Here is an 11,862-nt window from a genome sequence, read left to right as displayed (position 1 = left end):
GGTTCCTCATAACCCTGCTTTCAAACTTGCTTCGATAAATTGATCCAGGCTGCCATCCAGCACCGCCTGCGTGTTACGGGTTTCAACCCCGGTACGCAGGTCTTTGATGCGGGAGTCATCAAGGACATAAGAACGAATCTGGCTACCCCAGCCGATATCGGACTTGGTGTCTTCCATCGCCTGTTTCTCGGCATTCTTCTTCTGCATTTCCAGTTCATAAAGCTTTGCTTTCATTTGCTTCATGGCCTGGTCTTTGTTCTTGTGCTGGGAACGGTCGTTCTGGCACTGCGTCACTATCCCGGTAGGGATATGGGTGATTCGCACCGCAGATTCCGTACGGTTAACGTGCTGGCCGCCCGCACCGGAGGCACGATACACGTCAATACGCAGATCCGCCGGATTGATGTCGATATCGATATCATCGTCGACTTCCGGATATACAAATGCAGAGCTAAACGACGTATGGCGGCGACCGCCGGAATCGAACGGACTTTTACGTACCAGACGATGCACACCGGTTTCAGTACGCAGCCAGCCGTAAGCGTAATCGCCAGCAATTCTGATGGTCACGGATTTAATACCCGCCACTTCACCTTCAGATTCTTCAATAATTTCTGTTTTAAAGCCGCGTGCTTCAGCCCAACGCAGATACATACGCATCAGCATGCTTGCCCAGTCCTGGGCTTCAGTACCACCAGAGCCAGCCTGAATATCGAGATAGCAGTCGGCACTGTCGTATTCGCCGGAGAACATGCGGCGGAATTCCAGCTGCGCCAGTTTATCTTCCAGCGTATCGAGTTCAGCAACGGCTTCGTTAAAGGTTTCTTCGTCGTCGGCTTCTACAGCCAGCTCCAGCAGGCCGGAAACATCTTCCAGGCCCTGGCTCATCTGGTCGAGCGTGTCGACAATGGCCTCAAGGGAGGAACGTTCTTTGCCCAGCGCCTGAGCGCGATCTGGTTCATTCCAGACATCTGGCTGTTCCAGCTCGGCGTTTACTTCTTCCAGACGCTCTTTCTTGGCATCATAGTCAAAGATACCCCCTAAGAACGTCAGAGCGCTCCGTGAGGTCCTGAATGCGGTTATTTACCGGATTAATTTCAAACATGGTCTGATTTCTTTTATTGGACTAGTCAAAATGCGGTGATAAGAGCGGGATTGTACCCAATCCACGCTCTTTTTTATAGAGAAGATGACGCTAAATTGGCCAGATATTATCGATGATGATTTGCAGGCTTCGGTTACCGCGAAACTCGTTGATATCCAGCTTATAGGCAAGCGTAACTTCACGAACGCCGTTGTCCGGCCAGCAACTGGTATCAACATTAAACGCAATACCGTCGAGCAGTGGCCCTCCGTCAACGGGTTCCACCATCACCTTCAAATGACGCTCGCCGACCAGGCGTTGCTGAAGCAAGCGAAAACGCCCGTCAAACAGCGGCTCCGGGAACATTTGTCCCCACGGTCCGGCATCACGCAACATTTGCGCGACCTCCATGGTCATTTCCGCTGCACTCAACGGGCCATCCGACACGACTTCCCCCTGCAGTAAAGCTGGGTCGAGCCATTCAGTCACCAGCTCACCAAAGCGCTGCTGGAAACGTTCAAACTGTGCTTCCTCCAGCGATAAACCAGCCGCCATAGCGTGGCCGCCAAACTTAAGGATCATGCCCGGATAGAGAGTATCCAGCCGCTCCAGCGCATCACGCATGTGCAGTCCCTGAATTGACCGACCAGAACCTTTAAGCGTGCCGTCACCGGCAGGAGCAAAGGCGATTACCGGACGATGAAAACGCTCTTTTATGCGCGATGCCAGAATCCCTACCACCCCCTGATGCCACTCAGGATGATACATTGCCAATCCACCGGGCAACGCCTCACGACTACGCTCAAGCTTCTCGCACAACGTCAGCGCTTCCGTCTGCATACCCTGCTCAATTTCTTTGCGCGTCTGGTTGAGTGCATCCAGTTCATTGGCAAGCACTCGCGCCTCGCCAATGTTATCGCACAGCAATAGTGCAACACCGACGGACATATCATCCAACCGACCAGCCGCATTCAGGCGTGGACCCAGCGCAAAACCTAAATCGCTGGCGGCCAGCTTTTGCGGATCGCGGTTCGAAATCTCAAGCAGCGCCTTAATACCAGGACGACATTTTCCTGCGCGAATACGGCTTAACCCTTGCCACGTCAGGATGCGGTTATTCGCGTCCAACGGCACAACGTCGGCAACCGTGCCTAATGCCACCAGATCAAGCAAATCCGCCAGGTTTGGTGGTGCGATACCGCGTTCATCAAACCAACCTTTATCACGCAGGAAGGTGCGCAGTGCCAGCATCAGGTAAAAGGCAACACCAACACCCGCCAGCGATTTCGACGGGAATTCACAGTCGTGCAGGTTAGGGTTGATGATGGCTTCTGCATCCGGCAGGGTATCTCCAGGCAGGTGGTGATCGGTCACCACCACCGGTATCTTCAACGTTCTGGCATGTTCAACACCAGCGTGGGAGGAGATGCCATTGTCGACAGTCACAATCAGTTGTGCGCCCCGGGCATGAGCCTGATCCACCACTTCCGGGCTTAAACCATAACCGTCTTCAAAGCGGTTGGGCACCAGGTAGTCAATGTTGCTACAGCCCAACGCACGCATAGCCAGGATGCTCAGCGCCGTACTGGTCGCGCCATCAGCGTCGAAATCCCCCACTACAATAATGCGAGTTCCCTCGCGAAATGCGTTATAGAGGATCTCAACCGCTTTTTCGACGCCGTTCAAATGCTGCCACGGCAACATCCCTTTCACGCTACGCTCAAGCTCCTGGGCACTGCGTACACCACGACTGGCGTACAAACGACGTAGCAAAGGCGGTAATTCTGCAGGCAGTTCGGCTGTCTCGTCGGCTTCACGTCGACGAAGTTGTATCTGTTGTTTCACGCGAATTATTTACCGCTGGTCTGTTTTTGGTGCGCATCCAGGAACGCTTTCATCTCTTTTGGTCCCTGGTAGCCTGGAACAACATAGCCGTTGCTCAGGACAATCGCCGGAGTTCCACTCACGCCAAACTGCACGCCCAGCGCGTAATGGTTAGCAATATCCACATCGCAGGTCGCCGGTTTCACACTCTTGCCTGCCATAGCATCATCAAAGGCTTTGTTTTTGTCTTGCGCGCACCAGATAGACTTCATGTCCTGCTCGGCCTGGCTCTCCAGTCCCTGACGCGGGAAGGCCAGATAGCGCACGGTGATCCCCAGCGCATTGTAGTCTTTCATCTCTTCATGCAGCTTGTGGCAGTAGCCGCAGGTGATGTCGGTGAAAATGGTGATAACGTGTTTTTCCTGCGGCGCTTTATAGACGATCATCTCTTTTTCCAGCGCGTTCAGATGTTTCATCAGCAGCTGATTGGTGACGTTCACCGGACTTGCGCCACTTACGTCGTACATCGGTCCCTGAATAATATGCTTACCGTCTTCAGTGACGTACAGCACACCACTGTTGGTCAGTACGGTTTTCATTCCCGCAACTGGGGCGGGCTGAATTTCGGTGCTTTGTACGCCCAGCTTAGTTAATGACTGGCGAATCGCCGCATCGTCTGCATGCACCATGCCTGAAAACGCCGTAGCCAGCAGGGTGAGCATCATAAAACGTTTTTTCATAACCTATCCTTTCCTGTCAGCACTCACGCTCGCGGGTGATGCTGTTGATGTAATTGACGCAAGCGCTCCGTTGCGACATGAGTATAAATCTGTGTGGTTGAGAGATCGCTATGCCCAAGCAGCATCTGCACCACGCGCAAGTCAGCGCCATGGTTGAGCAAATGCGTAGCAAAAGCATGCCGCAACACATGTGGTGACAGCTTTTCGCTGTCTATCCCCGCTAACACAGCATAGTGTTTAATACGATGCCAAAAGGTCTGACGGGTCATTTGTTGTGCACGCTGGCTGGGAAATAACACGTCAATCGAGACGCCATTCAGCAACCACGGACGACCATGTTCCAGATAAGTTTCCAGCCAGTACACAGCCTCTTCACCCAGTGGTACGAGCCGCTCTTTGTTACCTTTACCGATCACGCGCACCACGCCCTGACGTAAGCTAACATCACTCATTGTCAGCCCCACCAGTTCTGAAACGCGCAAACCCGTCGCATACAATACTTCCAGCATGGCTTTATCACGTAGCTCCAGCGGCTGTTCAATCAGCGGAGCCTGCAACAACCGTTCTACCTGTGCTTCACTGAGATCTTTCGGCAGACGCTGCGGCAGTTTAGGTGAGGCGAGCGAGGCGCTGGGATCATCGTCGCGAAATTTTTCGCGGTACAAATGCTGAAAAAAACGCCGCATTGCACTCAATAATCGCGCGGAACTGGTGGCTTTATACCCGCCATCCATCCGCTCGGCCAGCAGTGCCTGCAGGTCATCACTTTGCGCTGTCGCCAACGATACACCACGATGGTGTAGCCATTCGACAAGCATGGTCAGATCGCGACGATACGCACTTAACGTATTCTCCGCCAGATTTCGTTCCAGCCACAGGGCATCAAGAAATTGCTCGATGCGCGCCAGATCTTGTTCCACTCGCGCCCCTTATATCATTCTCACTTTTGATGCATTATGCCTCATTGTGCCGCGATTGCGGCGATTCTGATACACTACCCGCAACGCTACAGCAGAATTGAGATGTTTACGTAATGAACATGGGTCTTTTTTACGGTTCCAGCACGTGCTACACCGAAATGGCAGCAGAAAAAATCCGCGATATCCTTGGTCCCGAGCTGGTGACATTACACAACCTCAAGGATGATTCCCCGACCTTAATGGAGCAGTACGACGTGCTCATTTTGGGTATCCCAACCTGGGATTTCGGTGAAATTCAGGAGGACTGGGAAGCGGTCTGGGATCAGTTGGATAACCTCAACCTGGAAGGCAAAATTGTCGCGCTTTACGGCATGGGAGATCAACTGGGGTACGGCGAATGGTTCCTGGATGCGCTGGGTATGCTGCATGATAAACTCGTCACCAAAGGCGTAAAGTTTGTCGGCTACTGGCCAACAGAGGGCTATGAATTCACCAGCGATAAACCCGTCATTGCCGATGGGCAGTTGTTTGTTGGTTTAGCGTTGGATGAAACCAACCAGTACGATCTCAGCGATGAACGTATCCAGGCCTGGTGTGAACAAATTCTCGGAGAAATGGCCGAGCACTGGTCCTGAGTTGCTTCTGACTGACGGTTAAGGTCTGTAGCCTTACCGTCAGTGTTATTTCTGCGGCGCCTGTTGCAACATTAACCGCCGTAAATCCCGCCACTCAGCGTCATCCATACTGTCCGCCGCCAGCCACAGATGCTGACGTTTTCCGGCCTCTGAACGCAATCGCAACATCATGCCTGTTTTAATCATCCAGGGTGCGCTGACGATAGTCCACTCTTGCCCTTGCCAGCGTAGACGACCATCCATCAAGAGTCTGATCTCTCCCTGACAGGCGTTAATACGACGCTGGCTGCGCACGCTGTCGAACACTACAAGAGAGAGCAACACCAGCCATAATGGGGTGTAGCTCAATGGCCAGGGCATCAATAAAATAAGCACCGCGACCAGCCCGTGAATAAGTAACGAAAGCCACTGTGCGCGCCATGAAACGCGTAAATCAGATTGCCACTGGACCACGTTCCCGATTCCGTGTCTGGATGAGCCGTACCATCTGCTCCAGCTGTGGATCAGCCGGTTTCCCATGATTCATCAACCAATTAAATAAATCCGGGTCATCACATTCCAGCAGACGGATAAAGATCCGTTTTTCGTCGTCACTCAAGTTGTCATACTCGTGTTCGAAAAACGGCATAATTGAAATGTCCAACTCACGCATGCCGCGACGGCATGCCCAATGAATACGTGCTTTGTTGTTAATATCCATGTTCTTCTCTCTGTCTCACGAAAACGAAGTACTCGGCTATTGTAACGTGTTTTTCACGCTCTTTTGCGGGAATATCAGTAATCGGAAGCACGAACGCAAAATAAAACCACATTAAGTTAAAGGGTTCACCATTTTTGGATGTCTCTTCGCAAAGCTTAATATATGGCACAAATAGGGTGTTTAAACCGCTTGCAATGGGCTATAGCTCTTTTACCATTAGTCATTATTACTGCGTTAAGCAAATCAGGACATTATTATGGCTTTTACATCTTTTCCTCCTCGCCAGCCTTGTGCGTCAACTCGTTTGCCTCTGACGCTGATGACGCTTGATGACTGGGCTCTCGCCACCATTACGGGTGCCGACAGTGAGAAGTATATTCAGGGTCAAGTCACTGCGGATGTCAGCCAGTTGACCGAGCACCAGCATGTGCTGGCAGCTCATTGTGATGCCAAAGGCAAAATGTGGAGCAACCTACGTTTGTTCCGTCACGGTGACGGATTTGCGTGGCTTGAACGCCGCAGTCTGCGCGACACTCAGCTTACTGAGCTGAAAAAATACGCCGTTTTCTCCAAAGTGGTGATTGCCCCTGACGACGAGCGCGTTCTACTGGGCGTCGCTGGGTTCCAGGCACGTGCAGCGCTGACTGGCCTCTTTAATGAACTACCGGGCAGCGATAAACAGGTAATTACCGAAGGCACATCCACGGTATTATGGTTCGAACATCCAGCCGAACGTTTCCTGCTGATCGTCGATGTCGCAACGGCAGAAATGCTCGTCGAGAAACTTCGCGGCGAAGCAGAGTTAAATAACAGTCAACAGTGGCTGGCGCTGGATATCGAAGCAGGAATTGCGGTGATTGATTCCGTCAACAGCGGGCAGTTTATTCCGCAGGCTACTAATCTACAGGCTCTGGGTGGGATCAGCTTTAAAAAAGGCTGTTATACCGGCCAGGAGATGGTCGCCCGTGCTAAATTCCGCGGCGCCAACAAACGTGCGCTTTGGTCGCTGGCAGGCGCCGCCAGTCGGGTGCCGGAAGCCGGTGAAGACCTGGAACTAAAAATGGGTGAAAACTGGCGCCGTACGGGTACCGTTCTCGCTGCGGTGCAACTGGCAGATGGTCAGTTGTTGGTACAGGTTGTGATGAATAACGACATGGAAGCCGACAGCGTGTTCCGCGTTCGTGACGACGCCAAAACATTGCATATTGTACCGCTGCCGTATTCGCTGGAAGAATAAAAGAATAATGCCTGCTGGCACGCAGACTTATGGCCTACTATCCCGTAGGCCAGATGTGGCGTTAGCGGCCATCCGGCATTAAGCCTGCCCCACGTACAAGTAAATTGCCAGGAAGTGGCAAACGCTGCCCCCCAGCACAAACCCGTGCCAGATAGCATGGTTGTATGGGATACGTTTGCAGACGTAGAAAATGACGCCCAACGAATAAATCACACCGCCTACCGCCAACAACGTCACGCCGCCTACCGCCAGTTTTATCGCCAGTTGATATACCACAATCAGTGATAGCCAGCCCATTGTCAGGTAGGTCACCAGCGACAGGATCTTAAACCGGTGGGCGATGGTCAGTTTGAACAAAATACCGAGCAGAGCAAGGCTCCAGATAACAACCATCAGCCCTCGCGCCAGCGGTGAATCCAGGCCCACCAGCAGAAATGGCGTATAGGTCCCGGCGATCAGCAGATAAATAGCGCAGTGGTCGAATTTTTTCAGCCAGACCTTCGCTCTCTGATGCGGAACCGCGTGATACAAGGTTGAGGCGAGGAACAGCAGGATCATACTGCCGCCATACAGGCTATAGCTGGTAATGGCCATAGCGCTGGCATTGGTATCCACCGCCTGAACCAGCAACAGCACCAGTCCAACGATCCCAAACACCAGCCCGATACCGTGACTGATGCTGTTGGCTATTTCCTCAGCCAGCGAATATCCCTGCGCGATTAATGGTTTCTGAACCATAAGTTACTCCGGAGAAACGAACACTTTCGTGATTGCGTCTCTAGCGTAACTGAGAATGGTTCCAGTGAACACCTGTTAGCTAAAATATTTACCAGATAATAAATAATTAATATAAATCATATAATTAGTTTTTATTTTTCAGCTAACAGCCGTACCAAAGCAATCAAAGACATTTAAAATCAATCACATAAAATTGCGTTTGATGCGGATAGATCTCTGCAATCACGCGCTTAAGCTCATCAAGCGTCATATTTTCCTGCCGGGCATGTTTTTCCGTCAGCGTATCAAGTGTGATAGTCGATGTACCGACAACTTCGATAGTGCAGAAATAGCCGTCATCTTCGAAGCGCCCAACTCGCAGGATGTCGCCCGTTTTGAAATGTGATTCGGACTCATCGCGTATAGTGATTGTTTTGCGTCCGGCCAGAATGTCATCCTGGAAACGCTGAAAAAAAGTGATGTCATTTGGCTGCATGTTATTATCCCTGTAAATGAAGTCTGATGAGTGAGTTTTGCCATTGTGAGTATGTTCTCCCACGCCGCCATCGCTAGTCTCAACAATCTTGAGATACTGGTCTACAACTATGTCATCAAGAACCGTGACAAAGTCATGTACATGACCATCCGCGAACTGGCCGACGCTGCTGGAGTCTCCACCACCACCGTACTGCGCTTTTGTCGCAAACTGAAGTGTGAAGGTTACTCGGAGTTCCGCGTACGCTTTAAATTATATTTAGAACAGAATGAACCACAACAGAGTAATTTTGGTGCCAGCGAAATTATCAGCTTCTTTAAAGGCGTGAATAACGACGAGTTTGATAATCTACTCAATCAAGCTGTCGATATTATATTATCTTCCGAACGTATTATATTTGTTGGCGCAGGTACCTCAGGAGCCTTAGCAAAATATGGCGCTCGTTTTTTCTCTAATGTAGGAAAATTCAGCAACCATATTGATGATCCTTATTTCCCGGTTACCAATGATATGGCCCGAAACGCACTGGCAATCGTCCTTTCCGTTTCCGGTGAAACAGAAGAGATCCTGCGTTTCGCCAGCCAGTTCAGCCTGCACAACTGTAAAGTGCTCTCTGTCACCAGCCATGAACACTCACGACTGGCGAAGCTGGCTGACTTTAATCTTTCCTGGCACGTCCCGCAGACCCGAATTGCGGGCGTATATGATATTACTACACAAATCCCCGTCATTTATATTCTGGAATCACTCGGACGAAAACTGGCGAAAAAATTAGTGTAAAAAAACAATCTGTTTTTTTGATGTAACAAATCACATTGGCGCTATTTTGTTATATCGTGACATTTATCTTTCCTTTGTTAGACTCAAAATCAGATTGTATTAATTTGAGACTGAGCGCAGATGAAAAAACTTACCTTACCGAAAGATTTTTTATGGGGCGGCGCGGTTGCGGCGCATCAGGTTGAAGGCGGCTGGAACAAAGGCGGCAAAGGGCCCAGCATTTGTGACGTACTCACCGGCGGTGCCCACGGCGTTCCGCGCGAAATCACCCAGGACGTTGTACCAGGCAAATACTATCCGAATCATGATGCGGTCGATTTTTACGGTCACTACAAAGAAGACATTAAGCTGTTTGCCGAAATGGGCTTCAAATGCTTTCGTACATCCATAGCCTGGACCCGTATATTCCCGAAAGGCGACGAAACCCAACCGAACGAAGAAGGACTGAAGTTCTACGACGACATGTTCGATGAACTGCTTAAGTACAAGATCGAGCCAGTCATTACCCTCTCCCACTTCGAAATGCCGCTACATCTGGTACAGCAATACGGTAGCTGGACCAACCGCAAAGTTGTCGATTTCTTTGTTCGGTTTGCTGAAGTCGTCTTTGAACGCTATAAGCATAAGGTCAAATACTGGATGACCTTCAATGAGATAAACAACCAGCGTAACTGGCGCGCTCCATTGTTCGGCTATTGCTGTTCAGGCGTGGTGTACACCGAGCATGAAAATCCGGAAGAAACCATGTACCAGGTACTGCATCACCAGTTTATTGCCAGTGCACTGGCGGTGAAAGCAGCGCGTCGCATCAATCCACAAATGAAAGTCGGTTGTATGCTGGCGATGGTCCCTCTGTATCCTTTCTCCTGTAAGCCGGAAGATGTGATGTTCGCGCAGGAATCAATGCGTGAACGCTATGTCTTTACCGATGTTCAACTTCGCGGCTATTACCCGTCTTATGTGCTTAACGAATGGGAACGTCGTGAATTCACCATCAGAATGGAAGATGGAGATGAGCAGATCCTGCGTGAAGGCACCTGCGATTATCTTGGCTTCAGCTACTACATGACCAACGCCGTGAAAGCGGAAGGCGGCAGCGGAGATGCGATTTCCGGTTTCGAAGGCAGCGTGCCTAACCCACACGTCAAAGCCTCCGACTGGGGCTGGCAGATTGATCCAGTAGGTCTGCGCTATGCTTTATGCGAATTATATGAGCGCTATCAAAAACCCCTGTTTATCGTAGAAAATGGCTTTGGCGCATACGACAAAGTAGAAGAAGACGGCAGCATTAACGACGATTACCGTATCGACTACCTACGAGCCCACGTTGAAGAGATGATGAAAGCCGTTACGTATGATGGCGTGGATCTGATGGGATACACGCCGTGGGGCTGCATCGACTGCGTCTCTTTCACGACCGGCCAATACAGCAAACGCTATGGCTTTATCTACGTGAACAAGCACGATGACGGTACCGGCGACATGTCGCGTTCGCGCAAGAAGAGTTTTAACTGGTACAAAGAAGTAATTGCCAACAACGGTGAGAAGCTTTAACCACACAGGATAAAACGTACTTACCTGCGTGATGCCAGGTAAGTACGTAAACAAAGAGATCACCAGGTTTTACCGATTTTAAATTCCCAACGTACATTTTCCATTTTGGTCGCCGATTTGGCTTCTTGCATTACAGGGAAGAATGAACCAAAACCAAGCCATACATTTATTGAATCAATAGCAACATTAAAAGAGGGGCCGATAGCCCACTCGGTGGTACCTGAATGATTATTTATCACATAGCCCGTTGAGAGTTCCCGGGTACCTGAATCATTATGGCTATATGTACTCTCCACTCCAATATCCCACGGCATTTCGCTACACATATAGCGGAGTTGGGTATTCCATTGAAACTCATTTCCACGTTTAACCTCCTGATTTCCCCGTTCAAACGGACCCTGGAATATAAAATCCATATCACCTTTAATATTCGGGGTAAAAAACGTCGTTAAAGAAACTGATGCCCGAGCACCCCACGCCCCATTACCGGGTAAATGGTTATCTCCATCCTGTCCTGTCGGTAGCAACACCGCGCCACCAACTGTTAGCCAAAATGGCGCCCCCGCCCGCTGGCTCAATAATGCATAACTCAGACCAACTGACTGATCGCCTAACCCTTCTATGTGTTCGGGAGACATATTGTCGCGTCGATTGTTAATATAAGACCCAACAGTCACACCTTCGAGCCTGTCAGTAAAACCGTAACGAATTTTAAGTAGCCATATTTGTGAGTAGATATCAGGGCTTCCACTGCCTTTTATTTGATCATCCTTATCACGGAATGAACTGTTTATTGCTGTCAGTAACATTCCCTGCGGGAGTAACGCTCCTCCTGAAATTGCTGTATTAACAGGAGCACCTAACAACTTACTGGGGGGTGATGGCTTATCCATTATTTCCGCCCCCAGTGAATTCATAGATACAAAACATATTATTAATGATAATAAATTTAATCTCTTCATCATTCCTTCCTGAAATGAAAAATAAAAACACCGAAATAACTTCACAATAAATACATTTGAATCACTTATGGAATTTAATACGCTATAAATCAAAGAGGATTTAAAACCAAGCGAATTTAATGTACTGGAAATTATGCGGAAAAATTGAGATACAAATTCCGATTTAAGAGTTTATATGTTTCGCTGAAAGAGAATTTATTTACTTCCGTATCT

At 49.8% G+C, this 11,862-nt stretch carries 13 protein-coding genes; 4 read left to right on the top strand and 9 right to left on the bottom strand.

The window, feature by feature from the left end:
• Positions 1–6: 6 nt before the first annotated feature.
• The 4 genes from prfB to xerD form a co-directional block, all read right to left on the bottom strand.
• Positions 7–1,105 (bottom strand): peptide chain release factor 2 gene (gene prfB, locus LG384_RS21475; RefSeq protein ID WP_136345251.1). Its coding sequence is split into 2 segments (ribosomal slippage): positions 7–1,029 and positions 1,031–1,105, totalling 1,098 coding nucleotides; the frame shifts between segments, so codons are not numbered across the junction.
• Between the two features lie 90 nt (positions 1,106–1,195).
• Positions 1,196–2,929 (bottom strand): single-stranded-DNA-specific exonuclease RecJ, encoded by a 1,734-nt coding sequence (gene recJ / locus LG384_RS21470; protein ID WP_200009962.1) that lies wholly within the window; start codon positions 2,927–2,929, stop codon positions 1,196–1,198.
• Between the two features lie 5 nt (positions 2,930–2,934).
• Entirely contained in the window at positions 2,935–3,648 is a 714-nt protein-coding gene (gene dsbC, locus LG384_RS21465; RefSeq protein WP_045447244.1) for a bifunctional protein-disulfide isomerase/oxidoreductase DsbC, read from the bottom strand.
• A gap of 23 nt (positions 3,649–3,671) precedes the next feature.
• A complete protein-coding gene (xerD, locus tag LG384_RS21460) occupies positions 3,672–4,568 on the bottom strand; it encodes a site-specific tyrosine recombinase XerD (protein WP_045447247.1) in 897 nt (298 codons plus the stop codon).
• Between the two features lie 113 nt (positions 4,569–4,681).
• Between xerD and fldB the strand changes: the two genes are divergently transcribed.
• The gene (gene fldB, locus LG384_RS21455; RefSeq protein ID WP_045447250.1) at positions 4,682–5,203 is read left to right on the top strand and encodes a flavodoxin FldB; all 522 of its coding nucleotides are present in this window, start codon (positions 4,682–4,684) and stop codon (positions 5,201–5,203) included.
• A 45-nt stretch (positions 5,204–5,248) separates the two neighbouring features.
• Here fldB and LG384_RS21450 read toward each other — a convergent pair whose 3' ends face one another.
• Both LG384_RS21450 and sdhE read right to left on the bottom strand, forming a co-directional pair.
• Complete coding sequence (locus tag LG384_RS21450) at positions 5,249–5,656, bottom strand: protein YgfX (RefSeq protein ID WP_045447253.1); 408 nt, start codon at positions 5,654–5,656, stop codon at positions 5,249–5,251.
• Positions 5,637–5,903, bottom strand: a complete 267-nt coding sequence (sdhE, locus tag LG384_RS21445) for an FAD assembly factor SdhE (protein WP_045447256.1) — start codon at positions 5,901–5,903, stop codon at positions 5,637–5,639. Before sdhE ends, LG384_RS21450 begins: the two co-directional genes overlap by 20 nt.
• A 256-nt stretch (positions 5,904–6,159) precedes the next feature.
• Here sdhE and ygfZ point away from each other — a divergent pair, with 256 nt between their 5' ends.
• Positions 6,160–7,140 carry a tRNA-modifying protein YgfZ gene (gene ygfZ, locus LG384_RS21440; protein WP_045447259.1) on the top strand — a complete coding sequence of 327 codons (981 nt, stop codon included), beginning with the start codon at positions 6,160–6,162 and terminating at the stop codon, positions 7,138–7,140.
• Positions 7,141–7,218: 78 nt separating this feature from the next.
• Here ygfZ and LG384_RS21435 read toward each other — a convergent pair whose 3' ends face one another.
• Both LG384_RS21435 and yqfB read right to left on the bottom strand, forming a co-directional pair.
• A complete protein-coding gene (locus tag LG384_RS21435) occupies positions 7,219–7,878 on the bottom strand; it encodes a hemolysin III family protein (RefSeq protein WP_045447262.1) in 660 nt (219 codons plus the stop codon).
• 163 nt (positions 7,879–8,041) lie between these two features.
• A complete protein-coding gene (gene yqfB / locus LG384_RS21430; protein WP_045447266.1) occupies positions 8,042–8,353 on the bottom strand; it encodes a N(4)-acetylcytidine aminohydrolase in 312 nt (103 codons plus the stop codon).
• Positions 8,354–8,404: 51 nt separating this feature from the next.
• Here yqfB and LG384_RS21425 point away from each other — a divergent pair, with 51 nt between their 5' ends.
• A complete protein-coding gene (locus LG384_RS21425) occupies positions 8,405–9,133 on the top strand; it encodes a MurR/RpiR family transcriptional regulator (protein WP_225761608.1) in 729 nt (242 codons plus the stop codon).
• A 120-nt stretch (positions 9,134–9,253) separates the two neighbouring features.
• Positions 9,254–10,687 carry a 6-phospho-beta-glucosidase BglA gene (gene bglA / locus LG384_RS21420; protein WP_225761479.1) on the top strand — a complete coding sequence of 478 codons (1,434 nt, stop codon included), beginning with the start codon at positions 9,254–9,256 and terminating at the stop codon, positions 10,685–10,687.
• Between the two features lie 59 nt (positions 10,688–10,746).
• Here bglA and LG384_RS21415 read toward each other — a convergent pair whose 3' ends face one another.
• Positions 10,747–11,649, bottom strand: coding sequence for a transporter (locus tag LG384_RS21415; RefSeq protein WP_225761607.1), 903 nt, complete (start codon positions 11,647–11,649; stop codon positions 10,747–10,749).
• Positions 11,650–11,862 lie beyond the last annotated feature (213 nt).

The sequence above is a fragment of the Citrobacter sp. Marseille-Q3906 genome, assembly GCF_916618775.1.
Taxonomy (GTDB): domain Bacteria; phylum Pseudomonadota; class Gammaproteobacteria; order Enterobacterales; family Enterobacteriaceae; genus Citrobacter; species Citrobacter murliniae.
Note: the sequence above shows the minus strand (reverse complement) of the source record. Positions and strands in the feature narration are given on the sequence as shown.